17 protein-coding genes and 1 pseudogene are annotated in these 25,517 nt (G+C 72.2%); 6 read left to right on the plus strand and 12 right to left on the minus strand.

Features of this window, described 5'->3' with window-relative positions; all coding sequences use genetic code 11:
- Nucleotides 1-6 precede the first annotated feature (6 nt).
- The 3 genes from ACZ9QC_RS11645 to ACZ9QC_RS11655 form a co-directional block, all read right to left on the minus strand.
- A complete protein-coding gene (locus ACZ9QC_RS11645) occupies nt 7-138 on the minus strand; it encodes a hypothetical protein (RefSeq protein ID WP_005479955.1) in 132 nt (43 codons plus the stop codon).
- A gap of 330 nt (nt 139-468) precedes the next feature.
- Entirely contained in the window at nt 469-2,100 is a 1,632-nt protein-coding gene (pruA, locus tag ACZ9QC_RS11650; RefSeq protein ID WP_215449151.1) for an L-glutamate gamma-semialdehyde dehydrogenase, read from the minus strand.
- Nucleotides 2,101-2,150: 50 nt separating this feature from the next.
- Nucleotides 2,151-3,077 (minus strand): proline dehydrogenase family protein, encoded by a 927-nt coding sequence (locus ACZ9QC_RS11655; RefSeq protein WP_472920085.1) that lies wholly within the window; start codon nt 3,075-3,077, stop codon nt 2,151-2,153.
- A 128-nt stretch (nt 3,078-3,205) separates the two neighbouring features.
- Between ACZ9QC_RS11655 and ACZ9QC_RS11660 the strand changes: the two genes are divergently transcribed.
- Entirely contained in the window at nt 3,206-4,408 is a 1,203-nt protein-coding gene (locus ACZ9QC_RS11660) for a PucR family transcriptional regulator (RefSeq protein WP_472920086.1), read from the plus strand.
- Nucleotides 4,409-4,423: 15 nt separating this feature from the next.
- Here the strand turns inward: ACZ9QC_RS11660 and ACZ9QC_RS11665 are convergent, their stop codons facing one another.
- Nucleotides 4,424-5,005 carry a DUF4240 domain-containing protein gene (locus ACZ9QC_RS11665; protein WP_472920087.1) on the minus strand — a complete coding sequence of 194 codons (582 nt, stop codon included), beginning with the start codon at nt 5,003-5,005 and terminating at the stop codon, nt 4,424-4,426.
- A gap of 185 nt (nt 5,006-5,190) precedes the next feature.
- Here ACZ9QC_RS11665 and ACZ9QC_RS11670 point away from each other — a divergent pair, with 185 nt between their 5' ends.
- From ACZ9QC_RS11670 to ACZ9QC_RS11685, 4 genes are read left to right on the plus strand one after another with little or no spacing between them, the layout of a single operon-like run.
- Entirely contained in the window at nt 5,191-6,681 is a 1,491-nt protein-coding gene (locus ACZ9QC_RS11670) for an ABC transporter substrate-binding protein (protein WP_472920088.1), read from the plus strand.
- Nucleotides 6,678-8,882: an ABC transporter permease subunit gene (locus ACZ9QC_RS11675; RefSeq protein WP_472920089.1), complete on the plus strand. Its 2,205-nt coding sequence runs from the start codon at nt 6,678-6,680 to the stop codon at nt 8,880-8,882. Before ACZ9QC_RS11670 ends, ACZ9QC_RS11675 begins: the two co-directional genes overlap by 4 nt.
- A 37-nt stretch (nt 8,883-8,919) precedes the next feature.
- Complete coding sequence (locus ACZ9QC_RS11680; protein ID WP_472920090.1) at nt 8,920-9,984, plus strand: ABC transporter ATP-binding protein; 1,065 nt, start codon at nt 8,920-8,922, stop codon at nt 9,982-9,984.
- Nucleotides 9,981-10,679, plus strand: a complete 699-nt coding sequence (locus tag ACZ9QC_RS11685) for an ATP-binding cassette domain-containing protein (RefSeq protein ID WP_472920091.1) — start codon at nt 9,981-9,983, stop codon at nt 10,677-10,679. The genes ACZ9QC_RS11680 and ACZ9QC_RS11685 overlap by 4 nt, the downstream gene beginning before the upstream one ends.
- 55 nt (nt 10,680-10,734) lie before the next feature.
- Here the strand turns inward: ACZ9QC_RS11685 and ACZ9QC_RS11690 are convergent.
- The 8 genes and pseudogenes from ACZ9QC_RS11690 to ACZ9QC_RS11725 all read right to left on the minus strand — a co-directional run.
- Nucleotides 10,735-10,923, minus strand: a pseudogene (locus ACZ9QC_RS11690) (TetR/AcrR family transcriptional regulator); the annotation flags it as partial.
- A 13-nt stretch (nt 10,924-10,936) separates the two neighbouring features.
- Nucleotides 10,937-13,870, minus strand: a complete 2,934-nt coding sequence (locus ACZ9QC_RS11695; RefSeq protein ID WP_472920092.1) for a helix-turn-helix transcriptional regulator — start codon at nt 13,868-13,870, stop codon at nt 10,937-10,939.
- A 299-nt stretch (nt 13,871-14,169) separates the two neighbouring features.
- On the minus strand, nt 14,170-15,759 hold the full coding sequence (gene serA / locus ACZ9QC_RS11700) for a phosphoglycerate dehydrogenase (RefSeq protein ID WP_472920093.1): 1,590 nt from the start codon (nt 15,757-15,759) through the stop codon (nt 14,170-14,172).
- Between the two features lie 258 nt (nt 15,760-16,017).
- Nucleotides 16,018-17,019 (minus strand): ketol-acid reductoisomerase, encoded by a 1,002-nt coding sequence (gene ilvC / locus ACZ9QC_RS11705; RefSeq protein WP_472920094.1) that lies wholly within the window; start codon nt 17,017-17,019, stop codon nt 16,018-16,020.
- Nucleotides 17,020-17,137: 118 nt separating this feature from the next.
- Nucleotides 17,138-17,665, minus strand: coding sequence for an acetolactate synthase small subunit (gene ilvN / locus ACZ9QC_RS11710; protein ID WP_184899728.1), 528 nt, complete (start codon nt 17,663-17,665; stop codon nt 17,138-17,140).
- A gap of 25 nt (nt 17,666-17,690) precedes the next feature.
- On the minus strand, nt 17,691-19,553 hold the full coding sequence (locus tag ACZ9QC_RS11715) for an acetolactate synthase large subunit (RefSeq protein ID WP_472920095.1): 1,863 nt from the start codon (nt 19,551-19,553) through the stop codon (nt 17,691-17,693).
- A gap of 246 nt (nt 19,554-19,799) precedes the next feature.
- The gene (locus ACZ9QC_RS11720; protein ID WP_472920096.1) at nt 19,800-22,940 is read right to left on the minus strand and encodes a putative bifunctional diguanylate cyclase/phosphodiesterase; all 3,141 of its coding nucleotides are present in this window, start codon (nt 22,938-22,940) and stop codon (nt 19,800-19,802) included.
- A gap of 392 nt (nt 22,941-23,332) precedes the next feature.
- A complete protein-coding gene (locus ACZ9QC_RS11725; protein ID WP_472920097.1) occupies nt 23,333-24,334 on the minus strand; it encodes a 2-hydroxyacid dehydrogenase in 1,002 nt (333 codons plus the stop codon).
- Between the two features lie 76 nt (nt 24,335-24,410).
- On the opposite strand from ACZ9QC_RS11725, the gene ACZ9QC_RS11730 reads away from it, so the two are divergent.
- Nucleotides 24,411-25,409: an aldo/keto reductase gene (locus ACZ9QC_RS11730; RefSeq protein WP_472920098.1), complete on the plus strand. Its 999-nt coding sequence runs from the start codon at nt 24,411-24,413 to the stop codon at nt 25,407-25,409.
- The last annotated feature ends 108 nt before the right edge of the window (nt 25,410-25,517 follow it).

Here is a 25,517-nt window from a genome sequence, read left to right on the forward strand (position 1 = left end):
GGCCGCTCAGTGCCCGGTCGAGCCGCCGTTGTCCCTGCGGTCGAGGGCGCGCTGGAGGGCGGCGGCGGCGTTCTTGCGGTCGGACTCGGTGGTCCGGGAAACGTGACGGACTCGGCGGCGGACGGTCGTCTCGGCCATGGGGAATCGACTCCTTCGAGGCAATCCGGAGTACGGAAACGGGAGGGAAGCGAGACGCCGGATGGGGCGGGGAGCGGGGCCGCAGGGGTTGCCTGCCTAGGGCTCCGGCTCACGACCGCCATTCGCTGGATCGAGCGAGACGTTCGGCTCCTACAAAGCTAGGCGAGGGCGGCGCATCTGTCTCCACAATTAGTCGGACTTCCTACTATCTGAGACGGTGGATTGGGTCACACCGCCCTGACCTGGGGTTTCTCGATTCCGTCGTATACGACAGCGCGCCCGGCCCCTCCGTCGTCGCGGAGGGGCCGGGCGCGCTGTCGGTGGCCGGTGTCAGCCCATGTGCGGGTACGAGTAGTCGGTCGGCGGGACCAGGGTCTCCTTGATGGCGCGGGTCAGGGTCCAGCGCATCAGGTTCTGGGGGGCGCCGGCCTTGTCGTTGGTGCCGGAGGCCCGGCCGCCGCCGAAGGGCTGCTGGCCGACGACGGCGCCGGTGGACTTGTCGTTGATGTAGAAGTTGCCGGCCGCGTAGCGGAGCTTGTCCATCGTGTACGCGGTGGCCGCGCGGTCGCCCGAGATGACGGAACCCGTCAGGGCGTACGCCGACACCGACTCCATCTGGGTCAGCATCTCCTCGTAGCGGTCGTCCTCGTAGACGTGCACGGCGAGGAACGGGCCGAAGTACTCGGTGGTGAAGACCTCGTTCGTCGGGTCGGTGCACTCGACGACGGTCGGGCGGACGAAGTAGCCGACCGAGTCGTCGTAGGAGCCGCCGGCCACGATCGTGCAGGTCGGGTCGGACTTGGCGCGGTCGATGGCGGCCTTGTTCTTGGCGAAGGAGCGTTCGTCGATGACGGCGCCGATGAAGTTGGACAGGTCGGTGACGTCGCCCATGGTCAGGTACTCGACCTCGGCGGCGAACTCCTCCTTGAAGCCGGAGTTCCAGATCGACGCCGGGATGTAGGCCCGGGAGGTCGCGCTGCACTTCTGGCCCTGGTACTCGAAGGCGCCGCGGGTGAGGGCGGTCTTGAGCACGGCGCGGTCGGCGCTCGGGTGCGCGACCACGAAGTCCTTGCCGCCGGTCTCGCCGACGAGCCGCGGGTACGAGCGGTACTTCTCGATGTTGGCGCCGACCGTCTTCCACAGGTACTGGAAGGTCTTGGTCGAGCCGGTGAAGTGGATGCCGGCGAGGTCGGGGTGTTCGAGGGCGACCTCGGAGACCGCGATGCCGTCGCCGGTGACGAGGTTGATGACGCCCTTGGGCAGGCCCGCCTCCTCCAGCAGCCGCATGAGCAGGACGGCGGCGTGCGTCTGCGTCGGGGACGGCTTCCAGACCACCACGTTGCCCATCAGCGCCGGGGCGGTCGGCAGGTTGCCCGCGATGGCCGTGAAGTTGAACGGGGTGATCGCGTAGACGAAGCCCTCCAGCGGGCGGTGGTCGAGGCGGTTCCACACGCCCGGGGAGTTGGCCGGGGGCTGCTCCGCGAGCAGGTCGCGGGCGTACTTGACGTTGAAGCGCCAGAAGTCGACCAGTTCGCAGGGACAGTCGATCTCGGCCTGCTGGGCGGTCTTCGACTGGCCGAGCATGGTGGAGGCGGCCAGCGTCTCTCGCCACGGGCCCGCGAGGAGGTCGGCGGCGCGCAGGATGATCGCGGCGCGGTCGTCGAAGGACATCGCACGCCAGGCGGGCGCGGCGGCGAGGGCCGCGTCGATGGCGTCCTGGGCGTCCTGGGCGGTGGCGTTGGCGTAGGTGCCGAGACGGGCCTTGTGGTTGTGCGGCTGCACCACGTCGAAGCGGTCGCCGCCGCCCATCCGCCGCTCGCCGCCGATGGTCATCGGCAGGTCGATCGGGTTCTCGGCCAGTTCCTTCAGCTTGACCTCCAGCCGGGCGCGCTCGGGCGAGCCGGGGGCGTAGCCGTGCACCGGCTCGTTGACGGGGGTGGGGACCTGGGTCACAGCGTCCATGGGTTCCGTAACTCCTTATTGAGCGGTGTGTGCGAGCCGTTGTGCGGGGCTCAGCCCTTGCTGACCATGGCGCGGAGGAAGAACCGCAGGTTGGCGGGCTTCTCCGCGAGGCGGCGCATGAAGTAGCCGTACCAGTCCGTGCCGTACGCGGTGTAGACCCGCATCCGGTGTCCCTCGGCGGCGAGCCGCAGGTGCTCGTCGCCGCGGATGCCGTACAGCATCTGGAACTCGTACTCGTCGGGCTTGCGTCCGGCGCGGTGGGCGAGTTCCTGCGTGATGGAGATCAGGCGCGGGTCGTGGGACCCGATCATCGGGTACCCCTCCCCGTCCATGAGGATCTTCAGGACGCGGACGTACGCCTTGTCGATCTCGGCCTTCTGCTGGAAGGCCACGTCGGCGGGCTCCTTGTAGGCGCCCTTCACCAGCCGCACCCGGCTGCCGTTCTCCGCCAGGCGGCGGGCGTCGGCCTCGGTGCGGAAGAGGTAGGCCTGGATGACGCAGCCGGTCTGCGGGAAGTCGCGGCGCAGCTCGTCGTGGATGGCGAACATCGAGTCGAGGGTGGTGTGGTCCTCCGCGTCGAGCGTGACCGTCGTGCCGATCGCGGCGGCGGCCTCGACGACCGGGCGGACGTTGGTGAGGGCGAGCTCGTGGCCGCCGTCGAGGGCCTGGCCGAAGAGGGAGAGCTTCACGGACATCTCGGCGCGCTCGCCGAGCTCCAGCTCCTTCAGCCGGTCGATCAGCTCCAGATAGGCGTCGCGCGCGGCGGCCGCCTGCTCCGGACGGGTGATGTCCTCGCCGACGACGTCCATCGTCACGTCGAGACCCCGGCCGGTGAGCTCCCGGACGACGGGGACGATGTCGTCGACGCGTTCACCCGGGATGAAGCGGTCGACGACCTGCTTGGTCACGGGCGCCGCCGAGATCAGGCGTCGTATCCGGTCGCTGCGCGACGCGGCGAGAATCACGGGACCCAGCACGGGGCACCTCCACAAACCAGCAGATAGAACCACCGTGAAACCTAAGGATCCCCCCGTTCGCCGACCATCGACAGCTGTCACGTATCCGTGCCGCAGATCTCAGACAGATGTATGAAGGCCGCTTGCGGATGCGCGACAATGCCCGGGTGACGCCGGAAAGCTCGAGCCCCCACCCCGTGGGCGACTACCAGGACCTCGTCGACGAGATCTCCGCGCTGCTCGGCGCCCCGGCGACGCTGGAGAACCGCGACTTCGAGCTGATCGCCTTCGGCGCGTACGACAGCGAGGGCGAGCTCGATCCGTCGGCCCTGGACCCGGTCCGCACCCGCTCGATCCTGACCCGCCGCTCGACGACGGCGGTACGGGAGTGGTTCGAGGGCTTCGGCATCACCCGGGCGACGGGCCCGGTCCGGATCCCGCCGACACCGGAGGCGGGGGTGCTCCGGGGGCGGGTCTGCCTCCCGGTACGCCATCGGGGGGTCGTCCTCGGTTACGTCTGGCTCCTGGACGGCGACCCGGGCCCGACGGCCGCCCAGCTGTCCGCCGCCATGGCGGTGGCCTCGCGCATCGGCGCCCTCCTCGCGGACGAGGCGCAGGCCGGCGCCGATCTCACCCGGGAGCTGCGCGCGGTCCTGACCGCCGAGCGCGACTGGGAGCGCGACATGGCCGTGGCGGAGCTGCGCGCGGCCCTCGGCCCTCGCGGCGACGGCGTCCACACGCTGGTGTGCGTGGCCCCCTGGCCGTACACCGACCCGGACGACGCGCCGTCCTTCCGTACGGTGCCGGGGGCGACCGCGCTGTGCACGGTGCCGTGGGGCGCGGCGGGCCAGGGCCTGGCCCTGCTGGTACGGCTCCGCTCCGCGGACACTCCGGCCCCGGCGCTCACCGCCGCCGCCCGGCTGCTGGAACGCGCGGGCGCGCACGCGGCGGCGGGCGTCTCCGGGGCCCGCGCGGGCCTCGCCGAACTGGGCACCGACTGGCGGGAGGCCTCGGCGGCCGCCCGGGCGGCGCTGGCCGAGCCACGGCTGGGCCCGATCGCCGAGTGGCGCTCCATCGGCCCGTACCGGATGCTGACCGCGCTGCCTCCCGGCCTCCCCCAGGACCCGTCCGTCCGCGCCCTCCTCGCCCCCGCCCACCGTGAACTGGCCCGCACCGCCGAGGTCTTCCTCGACCACGCCGGCCAAGCAGGGCGCACGGCGGCCGAGTTGGGCATCCACCGGCAGACCCTCTACTACCGGCTCTCCCGCGTCGAGCAGCTCACGGGCCTACGGCTGACCGACGGCGAGGACCGGCTGCTGCTGCACATGGCGCTGAAGGGGGCGCGGTTGTGAGGTCTTCCGGGAAGGTCAACTCACCGAGGTGAGCGGGAACAGCGCGCTGAGACGCGGCAGCCGGCGGTGCGACTCCTCGTCGTCGCGGGCGTCCCAGCGTTCGCCGGCCGGGTCCGTGAGGTCGGCGTCGCCGCCGACGAGGCTCTCCAGGGCGTCGTAGAAGTCTTCCTCGGTGCGACCCGTGACGTGTTCCCAGGCCCGCACGGCGACATAGTCCAACTCCTCCCAGTCCAGCACCTCCTCGTCCTCCCAGTCCTGCGGCGGGCGGCCCGCGAGCTGCCGCACCCCGGGCACGTCGGCCAGGGAGTCCGGGTCACGGACGGTCCTGTCGAACGCGTCCCTGCCCAGGCCGATCAGCCAGAGCCGGAAGTAGAAGAAGGTGTCGTCGGAGCACCAGCCCATGATCCGGTCGGCCGCGCCCCACAGGTCCCAGGTGAGTGTGGGGGCCAACACGCGGTCCAAGCTCTCCTGGAACCGCAGGAGTTCGTTCCCCGACCGGGCCTTCAACCGCTCGCACAGCCACTCCAACCGCTCGTCGGGGTCCGGTGTCGCCCGTCGGCAGTCCTCGATCACGTCCCAGAAGGTCTCGTCGTCCACGTCCCCACCATGACAGGAGGCACTGACAACGCGGCCGACCTGCGGTTCGGAGGGAGGACCGGGGGCGGCAGGCGGGGCGCGTGGCGGCTTACCGGTGGCGCAAAACCGCACTTCTGAAAATGATTGTCATTGTGCTACGGTCGGGCCCGTTGAATCTTTGACCACGCCCTTACTCGGAGTGTCCCGTGCGCGTCCCGGCCCGTTTCGTCCCGCTCACCGCGGTCACCACCGCGACCTCGGCCCTGCTCACGGGCTGCTTCTCGGCAGCGGGCCCCGAGGAGGCCGGGAGCGAGGGCAAGCGGATACGGATCGCGATGATGCTGCCGCCCCGCTCGGGCCTGTCGCCGCTCTCCGACGACGCGTTCAAGCTGTCGCGCTGGTCGACCGCCGAGACCCTGGTGAAGCTGAACGCCGAGGGGGACGCGCAGCCCGCGCTCGCCACCGAGTGGAAGCGCTCGGGCAAGAAGTGGACGTTCACGATCCGGGAGGGTGTGACGTTCCACGACGGGACGAAGCTGACCGGTGAGGCCGTCGTCAACTCCCTCACCGAGGCGGCCACCGCCTCCCCCAAGCCCCGCATCCTCGACGGCGTGGACCTGACGGCGAAGGCCGACGGCGACACCGTCACCGTCACCACGGCGGTGGAGGACCCGCTGGTCCCGCAGCGCCTCAGCTCGCCGCAGCTGTCGATCCTCGCGGCGAAGGCGTACGAGGGGAAGACGGTGAACCCTCTCGGCGCCGGCACCGGCCCGTTCGAACTGGTCGAGGTCAACGGCACCTCCTCCGCCGCGCTCGACCGCTACGACGACTACTGGGGCGGCAAGGCCAAGGCCCCCGGCATCGACGTGAAGTTCGTGCCGGACGGCACCGCCCGCGCGGCCTCCCTGCGCACCGGCGAGGCCGACATCGTCGAGGCGGTCCCGGTGTCGCAGGCCGCCGTGCTCGACCAGGACCTGATCACCGAGGTCCCGATGCCCCGCACCAACACCCTCTACCTGAACACCGAGAAGGGCGTGTTCAAGGACGCCTCGCTGCGCGCCGCCGCCCGCGAGGCCGTCGACGCCGAGTCCATCGTGAAGGGCGTGTACGAGGGGCGTGCCGACGTCGCCGAGGGCCTGCTCGGGCCCGCGCTCCCCTGGGCCGCCGAGCTGCGGTCCCCGGTCGAGCGCGCCGAGGCGGGAGACCCGGACGGCAGGACCATCACCATCGGCACCTTCACCGACCGCGCCGAGTTGCCCGAGGTCGCCGCCACGCTGCAACAGCAGCTGCAGAAGGCCGGGTTCAAGGTGAAGCTCGACGTGCGCGAGTACGCCAACATCGAGTCCGACGCGCTCGCGGGCGAGTTCGACGCCTTCATCCTCTCCCGGGCCACCGTCCTCGACTCCGGCGACCCGGCCGCGTACCTCTACAGCGACTTCGCCTCCGACGGCTCCTTCAACCTCTCCCAGCTCGCGGACAAGACCGTCGACGCGGCCCTCGACCGGGCCTCCGACACTCCCGCCGGTGACGCCCGCCGCAAGGCGGTCATCGAGGCCGAGGCCGCCGTCCTCGGCACCGACGCGGCCGTGCCGATGCTCCACGAGCGCGTCATCCAGGGCGACGCGGCCGGAGTCGTGGACGCGGCCCACGACCCGCGCGAGCGGGAGCTGGTCACGGCGGACACCTACGTCAAGTGAGCACGTCCGCTGGGGAACCGACGGAGGCCACGCGCGGCGCTCGCGTCGCGGGGAACGCGGGCGCGGGGAACGCGGGCGTCGAGAAGGTGACGGCCGGGATGCAGCAGAACCGCGTCGTGGCGGACCTGGGCGGGCCTGCCCGGGGCGGCCGTGCCAAGAAGGAATCGAGCGAGGCCGCCCGGGGCGACCGGAACGCGGGGGAACCGACCGGAACCGCGGGTGAGGACCGTTCGGCGACGGGGTCGGCCGGCTCGCCCACTGCGGCGTCCGACGGGACGGCGCACGCCGCCCCTTCTGCGGTGGAGTCCGCCGAAACGCCGCACGTGGGCCTGCCTGCGGCGAGGTCGGTCGAAACGGCGCGACGGAGCCGGCGCAGCCGGGAGTCCGGGCCTGGGCGCCTGCGGCGCCTCGTCGGACCCGTCATCGGACCCGTCATCGGTCCCGCCGGGCTCACCCGTCTCGGCTGTCTCCTCGGGGTGCTGGCCGTCGTCGGGCTGTTGCCGTGGCTTTCGGGGCGTGATCCCGCGCTGACCGTGCTGCGTGCCCGGTCGGCGGAGCAGGAGGCGACGCCCGAGGCGCTGGCCGCGATCCGCGAGGACCTGGGCCTCGGCGCGGGCCCCCTCTCCCTGTTGGGGAACTGGGCCTCCGGGCTGCTGCGCGGCGACCTCGGCACGTCCTGGGTGTCCGGCACGGACGTGCTGCCCTCGGTCGTCTCCGGCCTCCAGGTCTCCCTCGCCCTGATGGGCACCGCCTTCGCCGTCGCGCTCCTGCTGGCCTGCGCGCTGGTCGCCCCGGTGCTCGTACGGGGCCGGGGATCGGCCGGCGCGTTCGCCGCGATGCTCGCAGCCGTCCCCGAGTTCCTGCTGGCCACGGTGGCGCTGCTGGTCTGCGGGGTCTGGCTGGGCTGGCTGCCGACGTCCGGCTGGGCGGGCCCGCAGTACCTGGTGCTGCCCGCGATCGCCCTCGGTGTACCGGCCGGCGGTCTGCTGGGCCGCCTGGTCGCGGACGCGCTGCCCGCCGTGCTCGACGAACGCTGGGTGGAGCTGTGGCGGGGCGCGGGCGTGAGCCGGGCCCGTGTCGCGGCGGCCGCCCTGCGCCGCGTACTGCCGCCCCTGGTACCGCAGTTCGGCATGGTCGCCGTCGGCCTCACCGGCGGCGCGGTCGCCGTGGAGATGGTGTTCGCGGTGCCCGGCATCGGCCGTACCGCCCTGGGCGCCGCCAAGTCCCAGGACCTCCCCCTCCTCCAGGGCGCGGTCCTCGCCCTGCTCGCCCTGGGCCTGGTCGCGGGCGCCCTGGCCGCCCTCGCCCGGCGCCGCCTGCTCGGCCCCGCCCTGCGCGACGCGGGCCTCACCCTGCCGCCGGCCCGCCCGGTCCGTGTCCACCCCGCGGTACCGCTGACCCTGGCGGCCGTCCTCCTGGTCACCGTCGGCTGGGGCCTGCTGCGCGACCCGTACACCGTGGACACCACCGCCCGCCTGCTCCCGCCGTCGTGGGCGCACCCGCTCGGGACGGACGGGCTCGGCCGGGACGTCCTGGCCCGACTCGGCCACGGCGCGGCCGCCACGGTCGGCACGGCGACGGCGGTCTGCGCGCTGAGCCTCCTCGTCTCCCTGGTACTCGGCTTCCTCCCCCGGGTGGCGGCGGGCGCGGCGGACATCGCCAACGCGCTGCCGCCGGTGATCGTCGGCATCCTGGTCGCCGCGGCGGCCGGCCCCGGCACGGGCGGCGCGGCCCTCGCCGTGGCCCTGATCTCCTGGCCCGCCCTGTCCGCCCACGCGGCGGCCCTGGTGCAGGAGGTCCGCGCGTCCGCGTTCCTGACCGCCCAACGGGCCATCGGCGCGAGCCCGTGGTGGATCCTCACCCGGCACGTCCTCCCGTCGGTCGCCGCGCCCGTCGCCCGCCACGCCGTCCTGCGCCTGCCGGGCATCGCCCTGGCCCTCGCGTCCCTGGGCTTCCTGGGTCTCGGAGCACAACCACCCACCCCGGAGTGGGGGTTGCTCCTGGACGAGTCCCGCGCGTACGTGGAACGCGCGCCGTGGGCGGCCCTGGCACCGGCGGTCGCCCTCGCCCTGCTCGCCGGTATCGCGGTGTCCGGGGCGGCGTACGCGCAGTCGCGGACGGGGCGCCGCCGCACACGTAGACCCGCTCGTGCACACAGGGGAAAGGGGAAGGGTTCCATTGAAGTCGCAGCCGGGGTCTGACGTGCCGCCGAGGTCTGACGTGCCGCCGAAGTCCGACATGCCGTCGGAGACGGACGCCCTGCTCTCGGTCCGTGATCTGCGGATCGCGTTCGACGGAGTCGAGGTCGTGCGCGGGCTGTTCTTCGACGTCCGGCCGCGCGAGGTGCTCGCCCTGGTCGGCGAGTCGGGCGCGGGCAAGTCCCTCACGGCCCGGGCGCTGCTCGGGATGCTGCCGGTGGGTGCGACGAGCAGCGGAACCGTGCGGCTGCGCGGGGAGGCGGATCTCGCCGCCCAGCGGGGTCGGCGTATCGCCCTGGTCCCCCAGGACGCGTTGTCGGCGCTCTCCCCCGTGCACCCCGTGGGCGACCAACTCGTCGCGGCCGTACGGTCGGTGGCGCGTGTCTCCCGCAAGGAGGCCCGTGCCCGGGCGGTCGCCGCGCTCGACCGGGTGGGCATCCCCGACGCCGTGCGCAGGGCGCGGGCGTATCCGCACGAGTACTCCGGCGGTATGCGCCAGCGGGCCGTGATCGCCATGGCGACGATCAACGAACCGGACGTCGTCGTCGCGGACGAGCCCACGACCGCGCTCGACGCGGAACTCCAGGAACAGGTGCTGCGGGTCCTCGCCGCGCAGCGGGAGGCGGTCGGCGCCGCCCTCGTGCTGGTCACCCATGACCTGGGCGTGGTCCGGGAGCACGCCGACCGCGTGCTGGTCATGTACGCCGGGCGTCAGGTCGAACAGGGCCCGGCGGCGGCCGTGTGGGACCGCCCCCTCGCGCCGTACACGGCGGGCCTGCTCGCGTCGCTGCCGCCGGAAGACGGCGACCGTGACGGCGAGAGCAAGGGCAACGGCGGGAGCGAGGGCGAGGGCGGGAGCGAGGGCGAGGGTCCGCGCCCCGCCGGTCGGCGTCGCCGTCGGCTGCCCTCCGTCCCCGGCTCCCCGCCCGCCCCCGACGCTCTCCCGCCGGGCTGCGCCTTCGCGCCGCGCTGTCCCCTCGCCGAGGACCGCTGTCGTGGCGAGGAACCGCGGCCGTTCACGGCCGCCGCCGGCCACGAGGTCTCCTGCCACCGCTGGGACGAAGTCCCGCACCCCGCGACCGAGTTGTTCCTGGAGCCCGCGTGAACCCGATCACTCCCCTGCTCGACGTGCGCGACCTGGTCGTCCGCTACGGGCCGGTCACCGCCGTCGACCGGGTGTCCTTCACGGTGGAGGCGGGCGAGACCCTGGCCCTGAACGGCCCGTCCGGCTGCGGAAAGTCCTCCACGGTCGGTGCCGTGCTCCTCCTGCGCCGCCCGGACGGCGGCGAAGTCCGCTTCGAGGGGCGGGAACTGACGTCGCTCACCGAGCGCGAGCTGCGTCCGCTCCGGCCCCGTATGCAGCCGGTCTTCCAGGACCCGTACGGCTCGCTCAGCCCGCGCCACCGCGTCCGGGAGGCGGTGGCCGAACCCCTGCGCGTCCAGGGCAGCTGGGACGCCACGGGCCCCGCCCGGGTCGCCGCGCTCCTGGACCGGGTGGGCCTGAACCCGGTCCTCGGCGACCGCTTCCCGCACGAGTTGTCCGGCGGTCAGTGCCAACGGGTGGGCATCGCACGGGCGTTGGCCTCCGAGCCGCGTCTGCTGGTCCTCGACGAGCCGGTGTCCGCCCTGGACCCCTCCATCCGGGCCGGCGTCCTCAACCTGCTGGCCGACCTCCAGGACGAGCTGAACCTCGGGTACCTCTTCATCTGCCACGACCGCGCGGTCGTACGCCACTTCGCGGACCGGTCGGTGGAGATGCGCGCCGGAAGACTCGTCCCGGCGCGGGCCGCGGTGGCCTAGGGCCTGTTGCGAAATAGGCACCTGCCGTGCGACGCCCGGCACGCTCCTGCCGCTCCCCCGAGACCTCCTCGACCATCGCCACGTACGCCTGCGCCAGCAGCGCGTCCTTCGAGCCGTAGTGATAGCCGATGGACGCCGGGTTCGTCCCCGACTCCCGGACGAGGTCACGTGCCGTCCTGCGCGCGAACCCCTTCTCCAGCAGACAGCGCTTGGCGCCTTCGAGAAGATCCTCACGGCGTCCCATGGCGCCAGCGTAATCAGGTAGGCGTGCCGGTCGTGATCAGCCCCTGGCGGTAGGCGATGGCCACCGCCTCCGTACGGCTCGTCGCCCCCAGCTTGGCCAGGATGTTGGACACATGGACGCTCGCCGTCTTCCCGGTGATGAACAGTTCCTCGCCGATCTGTCGGTTGGTGCGGCCGAGCGCGAGCAGCCGCAGGACATCGCTCTCCCGCGCGGTGAGCGCGGGCACGTCCCCGTCCCCCGGGGCCTCGCCCAGCCGCCCCCGCCGGACCAGCGCGTCCAGCGCGGAACGCAGCGGCACGGCGCCCAGCCGGTCGGCGGTCTCCCCCGCCGCCCGCGCCTCGGCCGCCGCCTCCTGCCGCTCCCCCGCCGCCAGCAGGGCCTCCGCCAGCCGCAGCCGGCACCGCGCCCGCTCGTACGGATCACCGAACGCGAACGCGTCCACCACCGCCCGCCATGCCTCCACATCGGGCCCGGTCCGTATCCGCGTCCACTCCGCCTCGGCGCGCGCCAGCCAGGCCAGACCCTCCGGGCCCTGCCGGCCCCCGTCCTCGCCCTCGGCGGCGGTGATCCGCGCGGCCAGCACCAGCTCTTCCCCCGTCGCGGCCCAGCGCCGCACCGCCTCCTCGTCCCCGGCGGAACGCCGCTCCGCCACCGCGTCCGCGATCGCCCCGAGCACGAGGGCGGCGAACCGGACGGTCGCGTCGGGCCGGGCCCCGGCCTGCTCGGTGAGGACGCCGACACTCGTGCGGAACTGCTCGACCGCGGCCTGCGCGTCGTGCCGCAGGACGGCCGCCTCCGTGAGGGTGATGCCCGCGACGAGGGCCGCCATGAAGTCGTACGGCCCCTCCAGGAGCGCCCGCGCCCGGTCGACGGCCCTCTCGTCGCCCCGGGCGAGAGCCACGTACAGGGCGGGACCGACCGCGTAGCCGGCGTCCGCGGGCAGCCGGTCAGCGTCGGCGGCCGAGCGAACGCACTCGTCCCAGCGGCCCAGTGTGTAGAGGCAGAGGGAGTGGAGGTAGCGCATCTCCACCGGGTACGGAGAGGAGAGCAGACCGGCGCGGCCCGCCCGGTCCAGTCCCTCGGACAGCCAGGCGAGGCAGTCGTCGAGGTCGCCGGATTCGAAACAGCCGACGGCGAGGTTGAACAGGGCCCGCATCTCCACGGGGACGTTGCCCGCGCCACGGGCCAGTTCACGGGCCTCACGCAGCCGCACCCGGCCCTGCCGCGTACGCCGGTTGCGCCGGGAGTCGAGACTCACCACAGAGATGATCAGATCGGCCTGCGCGTCGGCCAGTTCGAGCCGTTCGGCCACCTCCAGCGCCTCGCGCGCCACCCTAGCCGCCTCCTCGTCCTCCCCGACGTACCGGGCCGCCATCACATGCGTGGCCGCCGCCCACACCCAGGTACGGGACGGAGGTTCGGCGGGAATCATCGCCAGCGCCTCGCTGCTGTACCGGAACGCGGCGTCCAGATGGTCCACGCGCATCAGGTCACCGGCGAGCGTATAGCGCACCCGGGCGGCCAGTTCCGAGTCCGCGTCGGGGCCCGCTCCGGCGAGCGCCGAGCGGGAGAGGGAGACCGCGCGGTGGTTCTCGCCGGCCCGCGCGGCGGCGGCCGAGGCGCGCAGGGTCAGGGTCACCGTGTCCAGGTCCCGGGGCCGGGCCCCGGCGTCCACGGACGACCACAGTTCGAGAGCGCCCTCCAGCTGCCGCAGTTCCTCGGCGGGCGCCCCGATGCCGTGCGCATGGTCGGCGGCCTCGACGGATGCCGTCAGCGCGTCGGCGAGGTCGTGGCTCTCGCGCGAGTGGTGGGCGCGCTCGGCGCTCTCCCCCGCCCGGCCCCTGCGGGCCAGCAGCTTGGCGAACACCCTGTGCAGGCGCACGCGTTCGCCCGGCAGCAGATCCGCGTAGACGGCCTCCCGGGTGAGGGCGTGCCGGAACTCGTACGTCGATCCCCGGCCCGGCAGCAGCAGTTGCCGGCCGACCGCCTCGCGCAGGGCCGACTCCAGCTCGTCGTCGGAGAGTTGGACGGCGTCCCGCAGCAGTTCGTGCTCGACCCTGCGGCCCGCGACCGCCGCCGTGCGCAGCACCTGCTGGGCGGCGACGGGCAGTTGCTCGATCCGGATCAGCAGGACGTCGGCCAGTCCGCTCGGCAGCACCGCGCCGGGCTCGTCCGCGGTCGCGGCCAGCAGTTCCTCGGCGTAGAAGGCGTTGCCCTCGGCCCGTTCGACGATCCGGCCGACCGTGGCCTCGGGCAGTGGCTCGGCGCGCAGCGACCGCACCAGCCGCGCGACCTCCCGGTCCGGCATCGGCCGCAGCTCCAGCCGTTCCACGGGGGGCAGCCGCACCAGCTCGGCGAGCAGGGGGCGCAGCGGGTGGCGGCGGTGCAGGTCGTCGGCGCGGTACGAGGCGAAGACGGCGAGCCGGTGGGCCGGGGCGCCGAGGGTGGGCCGCTGGAGCACGGCCCGGCTGAGCAGGAAGCGCAGCAGGTCCCGTGAGGACTGGTCGGCCCAGTGCAGGTCCTCCAGCACGAGCAGGACGGGGGTCGTGCCGGCCAGGTCCGTCAGCAGCGCTGCAATCCCCTCGAAGAGCTGGAGCCGGTCCCCGCCGTCCGCTCCGCCGCCGAGGAGGCGGCCGGTCGCCGGGTGCGCCTCCAGAAGCGACGCGAACCGTTCGTCCGCGGCCAAGGCGCCCAGGATCTCGGTGAACGGCAGATAGGGCAGACCGACGTCGCCGAGGTCCACGCAGTGGCCGGTCAGGACGAGGGTGCCGTTGCGCGCCGCGTACGCCGCGGCCTCCGCCAGGGTCCGGCTCTTCCCGACCCCGGCGTCCCCCGCGACCAGCACGGCCCGGGGTTCCCCGCCGCCGGTGCGGTCCAGTACGTCCCGCAGGCGGGCCATCTCGGTGTCCCGCCCGACGAACGGCGCGTGCACGATGCTCTGAGCCACGCTGCCATCCTGGCATGCGGCCGGGGGTGGGTTGTCGGGTGCGGGTGTGTGGGGGCTGGTCGCGCAGATCCCCGCGCCCCTGAAAAGCAGGGGCTGCGCCCCGTGCTTTTCACCCTGAGTGGCCGAAGGCCCTCAAGGGGCGCGGGGAACCGCGCGACCAGCCCCCACCGAACGGACGTCTGGGGGTCGAAGGGGCGCAGCCCCCTTGAGGATGGGACGGGTAAGGGCGGCGAGGGCGAAAAAGGCGGGGCCCAGCCGCCCCCAGGCGACCAGGCCCCGCCTCCCGCGGAACAGAAACCTCAGACCAGGTTCACCGACCGCGCCGACGTCGCCCCGATCTCCTCGGCGACCTCCGCGAGCACCGCCGGCGGAACCGTGTCGTCCACGGTCAGCACCGCCAGCGCCTCCCCACCGGCCGTGGACCGCGCCACCTGCATCCCGGCGATGTTGATACCGGCCTCACCGAAGACGCGCCCCACGGTGCCGACGACACCGGGACGGTCCACGTAGCTGAAGACGACCATGTGGTCGGCGAGGGCGAGGTCCACGTCGTACTCACCGACCGCGACGATCTTCTGGTGGTGCTTCGGCCCGGCCAGCGTGCCGGAGACCGACACCTCCTCGCCGCTGCCGAGCGTGCCGCGCACGGTGACGACATTGCGGTGGTCGGGCGACTCGGAGCTGGTGGTCAGCCGCACCTCGACGCCGCGCTCCTGCGCGAACAGCGGGGCGTTGACGTACGACACCGTCTCGTCGACGACGTCCTCGAAGACACCCTTGAGCGCGGACAGCTCCAGCACCTTCACATCGTGCTGGGTGATCTCGCCGTACACCTCGACGTCGAGGCGGACCGCGACCTCACCGGCGAGCGCGGTGAAGATCCGGCCGAGCCGCTCGGCGAGCGGCAGACCCGGCTTGACGTCCTCGGCGATGACACCGCCCTGGACGTTCACCGCGTCCGGGACCAGCTCACCGGCGAGGGCGAGGCGCACCGAGCGCGCCACGGCGATGCCGGCCTTCTCCTGGGCCTCGTCGGTGGAGGCGCCGAGGTGCGGGGTGCAGACGACCTCGTCCAGCTCGAACAGCGGCGAGTCGGTGCAGGGCTCCTTGGCGTACACGTCGAGGCCCGCGCCCGCGACCCGGCCCTCCTTGAGCGCCGAGTACAGCGCGGCCTCGTCGACGATCCCGCCGCGCGCGGCGTTGACGATGCGCACCGAGGGCTTCACCTTCTGCAGCGCCTCGGCACCGATCAGGCCGACCGTCTCGGGGGTCTTCGGCAGGTGGACGGTGATGAAGTCGGAGACCTCGAGCAGCTCGTCCAGCGACAGCACCTTGACGCCCATCTGCGCGGCGCGCGCGGGCTGCACGTAGGGGTCGTAGGCGACGACCTTCATGCCGAAGGCGGACATGCGCTGGGCCACCAGGGCACCGATGCGGCCGAGGCCGACGACGCCGAGGGTCTTCTCGGCCAGCTCCACGCCCGTGTACTTGCTGCGCTTCCACTCGCCGTTCTTCAGCGCCGTGTTCGCCTGCGGGATGTGGCGGGCGGTGGCGAGGAGCAGACCGCAGGCCAGCTCGGCGGCGGTCACGATGTTCGACGTGGGGGCGTTGACGACCATCACGCCGGCCTTGGTGGCGGCGGAGACGTCCACGTTGTCCAGGCCGACGCCGGCACGCGCGACGACCTTCAGCTTCTTCGCGGCGGCGATCGCCTCGGCGTCGACCTTGGTGGCCGAGCGGATCAGGATCGCGTCGACGTCGGCGATGGCCGGAAGCAGTTCGGCTCGGTCCGCTCCGTTGACGTTCCGGATCTCGAAGTCCGGGCCCAGCGCGTCGACGGTGGCGGGCGACAGCTCTTCAGCGATCAGTACGACTGGTTTCGAGCTCACGTGAGTCCTCACAAGTCCAATGCTGCGGACGGCCGTCCCGACGGCCGCAGGCGGTGGAGGGGAGTGACACCCGGAATTCCCCGGTGTCGCTTGGCCGCGTGGAAGACGCACGACGCTGTGGGCCTGACGCGTATGTAGTCCAGCAGTGTAGTGGCGCCTGAAGCGTCGTCCCACGCCACTGCGGAAGTGTCACCCGGACGAGAAAAGCGAGGTCGGCCGTGGCACCGGGTGGACCCCGCCACGGCCGACCTCACGAGGTCACGCCTCTTCGTCGTTGACCCACGACATGAGCTTGCGCAGCTCCTTGCCCGTGGTCTCCAGCAGGTGCTCGGAGTCCTGGGTCTTGTACTCGTTGTACTTCTTCAGGCCGCCGTGGTACTCGTCCATCCACTGCTGGGCGAAGGTGCCGTCCTGGATCTCGGCGAGGATCTTCTTCATCTCGGCCTTGGTGGCGTCCGTGATGATCCGCGGGCCGGTGATGTAGTCGCCCCACTCGGCGGTCTCGGAGATCGACCAGCGCATCTTCTCCAGGCCGCCCTCGTACATGAGGTCGACGATCAGCTTCAGCTCGTGCAGGCACTCGAAGTACGCGATCTCGGGCTGGTAGCCGGCCTCGGTCAGCGTCTCGAAGCCCGCCTTCACCAGCGCGGCCGTACCACCGCAGAGAACCGCCTGCTCGCCGAAGAGGTCGGTCTCGGTCTCCTCGGTGAAGGTGGTCTTGATGACGCCGGCGCGGGTGCCGCCGATGCCCTTGGCGTACGACAGCGCCAGCGCGAACGCGCTGCCCGTGGCGTCCTGCTCGACGGCGGCGATACACGGAACGCCGCGGCCCTCCTCGTACTGGCGGCGGACCAGGTGGCCCGGGCCCTTGGGGGCGACCATGCAGACGTCGACGCCGGCCGGGGGCTTGATGAAGCCGAAGCGGATGTTCAGGCCGTGGCCGAAGAACAGCGCGTCGCCGTCCTTCAGGTTGTCCTTGATGTGCTCCTCGTAGACCTGGGCCTGGATCGGGTCCGGGACGAGGATCATGATGACGTCGGCCTCGGCGGCGGCCTCCGACGGGGTCACCACGCGCAGGCCCTGCTCCTCGGCCTTCGCCTTGGACTTCGAGCCCTCGTGCAGACCGACACGGACGTCGACACCCGAGTCACGCAGGGACAGCGCGTGGGCGTGGCCCTGGCTGCCGTATCCGATGACCGCGACCTTGCGGCCCTGGATGATGGACAGGTCGGCGTCGGCGTCGTAGAACAGCTCGGCCACTTTGGGTTCTCTCCTTGAGTGCAGGTGTTGCGTCCCACCGTATGACGGCGGGCGGAATGAAGGTCTGCGGGTCTCGACATACGGGCGGCCGCGCGTCGTCGGCCGCCCGTTTCGTGCGTCAGGCCGATCGGTCCAGGGCGCGCAGCGAGCGGTCCGTGATCGAACGGGCACCGCGGCCGATCGCGATCGTGCCGGACTGGACCAGCTCCTTGATGCCGAACGGCTCCAGCATCTTGAGCATGGCGGTCAGCTTGTCGCTGGACCCGGTGGCCTCGATGGTGACGGCCTCCGGGGAGACGTCGACGGTCTTGGCGCGGAACAGCTGGACGATCTCGACGATCTGGGAGCGCGTCTCGTTGTCGGCGCGCACCTTCACCAGAACGAGTTCCCGCTGAACGGCGGAGCCCGGCTCCAGTTCGACGATCTTCAGGACGTTGACGAGCTTGTTGAGCTGCTTCGTCACCTGCTCCAGGGGCAGTTCCTCGACCACCGTCACCACGATGGTGATGCGGGAGATCTCGGGGTGCTCGGTGACACCGACCGCGAGCGAGTCGATGTTGAAGCCGCGGCGGGAGAACAGGGCGGCGATCCGGGCCAGGATGCCAGGGGTGTTCTCCACCAGGACGGAGAGCGTGTGCTTGGACATGGTCGGGTTCCTTTACCTACGGCTCTCAGTCGTCTTCGTTGTCGCCGAAGTCGGGGCGGACGTCCCGGGCGGCCATGATCGTGTCGTTGGAGGTGCCGGCGGCGACCATCGGCCACACCATCGCGTCCTCGTGCACGACGAAGTCGATGACGACCGGGCGGTCGTTGATCGAGTTCGCCTCCTCGATGACCTTGTCGAGGTCGTCCGGGGACTCGCAGCGGATGGCGTAACAGCCCATGGCCTCCGACAGCTTGACGAAGTCGGGGACGCGGGTGCCGCGGGCGTTGGGGTTGATGTCGTCCGGACCGCTGTGCAGCACGGTGTTGGAGTAGCGCTGGTTGTAGAACAGGGTCTGCCACTGGCGCACCATGCCGAGGGCGCCGTTGTTGATGATGGCGACCTTGATCGGGATGTTGTTCAGGGCGCAGGTGGTCAGTTCCTGGTTGGTCATCTGGAAGCAGCCGTCGCCGTCGACCGCCCACACGGTCCGGTCCGGGGCTCCGGCCTTGGCGCCCATGGCGGCCGGGACCGCGTACCCCATCGTTCCGGCGCCGCCGGAGTTCAGCCAGGTGGCGGGCTTCTCGTACTGGATGAAGTGGGCGGCCCACATCTGGTGCTGGCCGACGCCCGCCGTGAAGATCGTGCCCTCGGGCGCGAGCTGACCGATGCGCTCGATGACCGCCTGCGGGGAGAGCGAGCCGTCGGCGGGCTGGTCGTAGCCGAGCGGGTAGGTCTCGCGCCAGCGGTTGAGGTCCTTCCACCAGGCTGCGTACATAGGCCCGGCGGCCTCGCCCTGTCCGCTCTCGCTGTGCTCCTTCTGCACCGCCTGGATCAGGTCGGCGATGACCTCGCGGGCGTCACCCACGATCGGCACGTCGGCCGCGCGGTTCTTGCCGATCTCCGCGGGGTCGATGTCCGCGTGGACGATCTTGGCGAACGGCGCGAAGCTGTCCAGCTTGCCGGTGACCCGGTCGTCGAAGCGGGCGCCGAGCGCCACGATCAGGTCGGCCTTCTGCAGGCCGGTGACGGCGGCCACCGAGCCGTGCATACCGGGCATGCCCAGGTGCTGCGGGTGACTGTCGGGGAACGCGCCGAGCGCCATCAGGGTGGTGGTGACGGGGGCGCCGGTCAGCTCGGCCAGCACCTTCAACTCGGCCGTGGCCCGCGCCTTGAGGACACCGCCGCCGACGTACAGCACGGGCCGCTTGGCGGCGGTGATCAGCTTGGCGGCCTCGCGGATCTGCTTGGCGTGCGGCTTGGTGACGGGCCGGTAGCCGGGCAGGTCCATGGCGGGCGGCCAGCTGAAGGTGGTCTTCGCCTGGAGGATGTCCTTGGGGATGTCGACCAGGACCGGGCCGGGGCGGCCGGTGGAGGCGATGTGGAACGCCTGCGCGATGGCCTTGGGGATGTCCTCCGCCTTGGTGACGAGGAAGCTGTGCTTGGTGATCGGCATGGTGATGCCGACGATGTCCGCCTCCTGGAAGGCGTCCGTACCGATCGCCTTGGACACGACCTGTCCGGTGATCGCGACCAGCGGGACGGAGTCCATGTGCGCGTCCGCGATCGGGGTGACCAGGTTGGTGGCGCCCGGCCCGGACGTCGCCATGCACACCCCGACCTTGCCGGTGGCCTGCGCGTAACCGGTGGCCGCGTGGCCGGCGCCCTGCTCGTGGCGGACCAGCACGTGCCGCACCCGCTTGGAGTCCATCATCGGGTCGTACGCCGGCAGGATGGTGCCCCCGGGGATGCCGAATACGGTGTCGGCCCCGACCTCCTCAAGCGAGCGGATGAGGGACTGCGCACCCGTGACGTGCTCGACGGGGGTGGTCGGTCCTCCGGATCGGGGCCGCGGCTGCGGATGGTGGGCCCCGGTGGCCTGCTCGGTCATCGGCATTCTCTTCTCGATGCTGAGGGTGTTTTGCGAGGTTCGTGCGGTGTGCGGCTCACGCCGACTGGTGCCCGTGCAACAAAAAACCCCTCCTTGCCACGAGGCAAGCGAGGGGAGCGCGCCGGGTACGGTCGCTGGGGATTCCGGATCGTCGTCCGGTGGGTCCCAGCTTCAGCCGACGCGCTTTCCAAGTACGAGGATTCGGGTGCGCATGGCACTGACCCTCCCCCTCGCGCGCACCGCGTGTCAAGCGGGTGGGACGGGAGTCTCATTATGTGAGCGAAGGGCACTTCCGCCTCCGTAGACAGCGGGGACACCACTTGTGTACACCCCCGCGCCCCGCCATGCCCGCTCACCCCCGACACGCCCCTCGGGCTCTCTCGCGCCCCCCGCGAACGCCGGTTCGGCGGGTCCTCCGGGCACCGGGTAGTGCCCGAGGGAGAGGGCCCGGCGGAGCCGGTACTCGTCCAGCGGTCCGGAGAAGGCCGCGCCCTGGCCGTGGGTGCAGCCCATGGCGCGCAGGACGACCACCTGCTCGGGCAGGTCCACGCCGTCGGCGACGGACTGGAGCCCCAGGTCGTCGGCGATGCGCAGCAGTCCCCGGGTGATCTTGTGCAGTCGGGTGGACTCCACGATGCCCTCGACGAGGCTCCGGTCCAGCTTCAGCACGTCGACCGGGAGCCGGCGCAGTGCCGTGATGGGCGCGTGGCCGCTGCCGAGGCCGTCCAGGGCGATCCGGACACCGAGCCGCCGCAGATGGTGCAGGCGGCGCTCCAGCTCGTCGAGCGGGCCCTTGAGCTCGGTGTCGGAGAGCTCGACCACCAGGGAGCCGGAGGGCAGCCCGTGGCGGGTCAGGAGCGCCTCCACCGAGCCCGGGGGCAGCGAGCGGTCCAGCAGGCGCCGGGCGCTCATCCGGACGGACACCGGGACGTTGAGGCCGTTGGTGAGGCGGTCGGCGGCCTGCTCGACGGCCTGTTCCAGCATCCAGCGGCCGAGTTCGGCAGTCTTCTCGCTGTCCTCGGAGACCCGCAGGAACTCGGCGGGTGTGAACAGCACCCCCTGGGACGAGCGCCAGCGGGCCGCCGTGGCGACCGACGAGATCCGGCCGGTCTCCAGCTCCACCACGGGCTGGTTCAGCAGCATGAACTCGCCGTCGTGCAGCGCGGCCCGCAGCCGGGTGGCCAGCTCGGCCTTGCGGACGACGTCCTGCTGCATCTGTGGCTTGTACAGCTCGACGCGGCCCTTGCCGGACGCCTTGGCGCGGTACATGGCGAGGTCGGCGTTGCGCAGCAGCTCGCCCGCGCCGAGGCCGGGCTCGGCGAAGGAGACCCCGATGGATGCGGCCACCCGGACGTCGTTGCCGTCGATGGTGTACGGCTGCGAGAGGGCGACCCTGAGCCGGTCGGCGAGCTCCAGGATGTGCTGTTCCCGGGCGGCGCGGTCGCGGGAGCCGTCACCGACGATCAGGGCCGCGAACTCGTCGCCGCCGAGGCGGGAGGCGGTGTCCCCCTGCCGGACGGCGTCCTGGAGTCTGCGGGCGGCCTGGACCAGCAGTTCGTCCCCGGCCTGGTGCCCGATGGTGTCGTTGACGGCCTTGAACCCGTCGAGGTCGATGAAGAGGACCGCCGTGTTGCGCAGGGCGACGCCCCGGTCGGAGGAGCGGCGGCCGGAGAGGGCCTGCTGGACGCGCTTGGTGAACAGGGCGCGGTTGGGCAGGTCGGTGAGCGGGTCGTGCTCGGCGTTGTGCTGCAGCTGGGCCTGCAGACGCACTCTTTCGGTCACGTCCCGGCTGTTGAAGATGAGGCCGCCGTGGTGGCGGTTGACCGTGGACTCCACGTTCAGCCAGCCTCCCCCGCTCTCGGCTTCGCTCGAGCGGGAGGTGCCCCCACCGCCGGCCTTGAAGCGGCACTCGATACGGGTGGTGGGCTCCTCGGCGGGGTCGGCGGCGAGGAAGCGGCGCACCTCGTGGACGACGCAGCCGAGGTCCTCGGGGTGGATGATCGAGGCCAGCTCCTTGCCGACGAGCTCCTCCGCGGGGCGTCCGTAGACCCCGGCCGCGGCCGGGCTGACGTAGCGCAGGATGCCGTTCGGCGCGGCGATCATGATGACGTCGCTGGAGCCCTGGACCAGGGAGCGGAAGTGGTTCTCCTTCTGGGCCAGTTCCTGGGTGAGGGTGATGTTGTCCAGGAGCATGATGCCCTGGCGGACGACGAGGGCGAGCACGACGGTGCAGGCGGTGATGAGCACCACGCGGTCGACGCTGCGGCCGTTGAGGACGTTGTAGAGGATGCCCAGGGTGCAGACGGCGGCGGCCAGGTACGGAGTGAGCGCGGCCAGGGATCCGGCGATGGGGCGGTTGGCCGGATAGCGACTGTGACCTCCTCCCTGGAGGAGCACATGGACGTGCCCTCCCTGCGAGCCGTCGTGCCGGTGGCCCGGCTGCGCCTCGTGGCGGTGGGCCGCGCGCACGTCGGGCCGCTGGCCGGGGATGTGCTCGTGGACCACGCGCCCGTGCCCGCCCTCGTCCGCCTGTCCGCCGCGCTGGCCGGCCCAGGGGGCGTAGGCGAGGAGCAGGGAGCCCGCGAACCAGCCGGCGTCGAGGAGCTGACCGGACTGGTAGCTGGCGTGCAGCAGGGGCGAGGTGAACAGGGCGTCGCACATCACGGTGAGCGCGAGGGCGCCGATCGCCGTGTTGACTGCGGAGCGGTGCATCGAGGACCGGCGGAAGTGCAGGGCCAGCACCATGCTGACCAGGGCGATGTCGAGCAGCGGGTAGGCCAGCGAGAGCGCGGTGTGCGCGGTGTTGGAGTCCTCCAGCTGCGCGTTCTGGGCGAGCGCGAGGCTCCAGGAGAGGGTGACCAGGGACCCGCCGATGAGCCAGGAGTCCAGGGCGAGGCAGACCCAGCCGGCCTTGGTCACCGGCCTCTTGGCCAGCACCAGCAGGCCGACGATGGCGGGTGGCGCGAAGCAGAGGAAGAACAGGTCCGCGTAGCTCGGCTCGGGCACGGGTCGCTCCAGGACGACCTCGTACCAGCCCCAGACGCCGTTGCCCAGGGCCGCCATGGCGGAGGAGAGGGAGAACAGCAGCCATGCGGGTCGAAAGCGGCTACGGCGGGTGCGCGCGTAGCGGAAGCAGGAGACGGCCGCGGCCGCCGCGGCGGCGCTGAGCCCGAAGTCGCCCATGACGAGGGCGACTTGCTCATTGCCCCAGCCGAACGCGGCACCGACGGCGTACGCCGCGCAGAGCAGGGCGAGGACGAGCTGGGCCCGCAGGCTCGCGCCGCCACGGCGGGGCGACCGCCCGCCGGTCGACTGCGACCCGGGCAGCGGCCTGGCGGCCCGGAGCGTGCGGTCCAGCGTGGAGGCGGTGGTCGGGCGGGTGCTCACGGGGTCTCCCCGGTGAGCACCGCTCCCGTGTCCCGCCGGTCGCGCTGCGTCGGGTGCGTGTGCTTTCTGCGGCTGCTGTGCCTGCGGCACTGACCGTGACCGCCGCGGCCGCCGTGGCTCCCGTGCGGGTGCCTCCGCGTCGCAGCTCGCCAGGGCCGCCGTCGGCGGCTCCGCCGCGTCGGATCGTTCGTCCATAGGCCGTGCATCGCCCGTCGCCCCCCTCGCTGTCTCAAGTCCGTCCCCGGCGCCGAACGGTGCGCGGCGCAGCCCCTGTCGGGGACGATACACCAGTCTCGTCACTCAGGGACATAGTTCCTCTACGCTCAGTGACCACCTGCGGCAACACGAGCACGTTCCGCTTCCGAAGGAATGCGGAGGGTGCCCGAAGTGGATTACGCGTCGTCCGGCTCGCCTGTCGTAAGGACCACGTTGCGCAGTGGCTCCCGGTTCACGAAACGCCCCAACTGGTCCACCAACAGCCTCTTGGCACGCGGCAGGAAGGCCGACGTGGGGCCGCCGACGTGGGGGCTGATGAGCACCCCGGGCGCGCGCCAGAGCGGGTGCCCGGGCGGCAGCGGCTCGGGGTCGGTGACGTCGAGCGCCGCGGTGATCCGGCCGTTGTCCAGTTCCGCCAGCAGCGCCTTGGTGTCGACGACGCCTCCGCGGGCAACATTCACCAAGAGGGCCCCGTTCTTCATATGGGCCAGGAAATCGGCGTTGACCAGGCCTTTCGTCTGTTCTGTGAGAGGCGTGGACAGGATCACGACATCCGCCTGCGGCAGCAGGGAGGGCAGTTCGGTGAACGAATGCACCGGTCCGCGCGCCGTGGTGCGCTCAGAGCGCGCGACGCGCGCCACCCGCGCCACTTCGAAGGGTACGAGCCGGTCCTCGATGGCGGCGCCGATCGCGCCGTAACCGACGATCAGCACGGTCCTGTCGGCGAGCGCGGGGCGGAAGTCGCCCGTCCAGCGCTCCTGTTGCTGGGCCCGGACGAAGTCGGGGACGCCGCGCAGCGAGGCGAGGGTCAGGGTGAGCGCGAGTTCGGCCGTGCTGGCCTCGTGCACTCCGCGGGCGTTGCACAGCTGGACACCGGGAGCGACCTCCGAAAGCCGGGCCGTGATGTCGTCGACCCCCGCCGTGAGCGTCTGGACGACCCGCAGGCTCCGCATGGACGCCAGCGGGTTGCCCGCCACTCCCCGGCGCTTCATGTAGGGGACCACGTACAGGACGCAGTCGGCGGGGTCGCCCGGGTAGGGCTGCGTGCCGTCCTCGCCCCCGTCCCAGAAGAGGTAGTTGGGGCCCTGCGGGAGCCCTTCGATCTCGTCCGGCGGGATGGAGAGCCACACGTCGGCGGTCACGTCCGGGACCGGGTGGGCAGTCGCGTCAGCAGTCATGCTCCGGAGGCTATGTCAGGTACCCGCTACGGCAGAGGTTAGGTTGGGGGTTCGGGAGAGGGAGGGTCACGACCAGGTGGAGCGCAGGACGATCGGCGCGGCGACGCTCGAGGTGGGGGCCGTAGGACTCGGGTGCATGCCGATGAGCTGGGCGTACACCGGGTCGCGGCAACGGGGCGACGAGTCGATGCGGACGGTGCACCGGGCCCTCGACCTCGGAACCACGCTGCTGGACACGGCCGACATGTACGGCCCCTTCACCAATGAGCTGCTGGTGGGCCGGGTACTGAAGGAGCGCCGCGCGGAGGCCTTCGTCTCCACCAAGGTGGGCCTGCTGGTGGGCGAGCAGCACATCGTGGCCAACGGCCGCCCCGGCTATGTGAAGCGTGCCTGTGACGCCTCCCTGCGCCGGCTCCAGACCGATGTCATCGACCTCTACCAGCTCCATCGGGCGGACCCCGAGGTGCCCGTGGAGGAGACGTGGGGTGCGATGGCGGAGCTCGTACAGGCCGGGAAGGTGCGGGCGTTGGGCCTCTGCGCGGTGGGCGCGCGGGCGGGCCGCCGGCCGGGGGCGGGTGTGCACGACACCACGCTGCGCCAGCTCCAGCGGGTCCAGCAGGTCTTCCCGGTGAGCGCGGTGCAGGCGGAGTTGTCGGTCTGGTCGCGGGAGGCCCTGGACGCCCTCCTCCCCTGGTGCGTGGCCCGCGGCATCGGTTTTCTCGCCGCCATGCCTCTGGGGAACGGTTTCCTCACCGGCACCCTGACACCGGGCGAGGGCTTCGAACCGGACGACCTCCGCGCCCGCCACCCCCGCTTCACCGCGGAGATGATGGCGGCCAACCAGCCCCTCGTCGTCGGCCTGCGCCGGGTCGCGGCCCGCCACGGGGCGGAGGTGACCCCGGCCCAGGTCGCCCTGGCCTGGATCCTGTCGCTCGGGCCCCATGTGGTCCCGGTGCCGGGCACGAAGCAGGCGCGGTGGGTGACGGAGAACGCGGCGGCGAGCGCGCTGCGCCTGACCCCGCAGGACCTGGCCGAGGTGGCGGGCCTTCCGCCCGCGCGGGGATCCTGGGACTGAGGCCCACCCCGGGCCCGGCATCGGCACTGGCACTGGCATCGGCATCGGCATCGGCATCGGCATCGGCATCGGCATCGGCATCGGCATCGGTGAAAGATCCGCTGGTTC

This window comes from Streptomyces sp. HUAS MS02 (assembly GCF_055702265.1).

Excerpts from the sequence above, each read along its gene's own strand:
- pruA (WP_215449151.1), bottom strand. The coding sequence starts at position 2,100 with ATGGACGCTGTGACCCAGGTCCCCACCCCCGTCAACGAGCCGGTGCAC.
- ACZ9QC_RS11715 (WP_472920095.1), bottom strand. The coding sequence starts at position 19,553 with ATGACCGAGCAGGCCACCGGGGCCCACCATCCGCAGCCGCGGCCCCGA.
- ACZ9QC_RS11725 (WP_472920097.1), bottom strand. The coding sequence starts at position 24,334 with ATGACTGCTGACGCGACTGCCCACCCGGTCCCGGACGTGACCGCCGAC.
- ACZ9QC_RS11680 (WP_472920090.1), top strand. The coding sequence starts at position 8,920 with ATGCCGTCGGAGACGGACGCCCTGCTCTCGGTCCGTGATCTGCGGATC.
- ACZ9QC_RS11660 (WP_472920086.1), top strand. The coding sequence starts at position 3,206 with ATGCGCGACAATGCCCGGGTGACGCCGGAAAGCTCGAGCCCCCACCCC.
- ACZ9QC_RS11645 (WP_005479955.1), bottom strand. The coding sequence starts at position 138 with ATGGCCGAGACGACCGTCCGCCGCCGAGTCCGTCACGTTTCCCGGACC.
- ilvN (WP_184899728.1), bottom strand. The coding sequence starts at position 17,665 with ATGTCCAAGCACACGCTCTCCGTCCTGGTGGAGAACACCCCTGGCATC.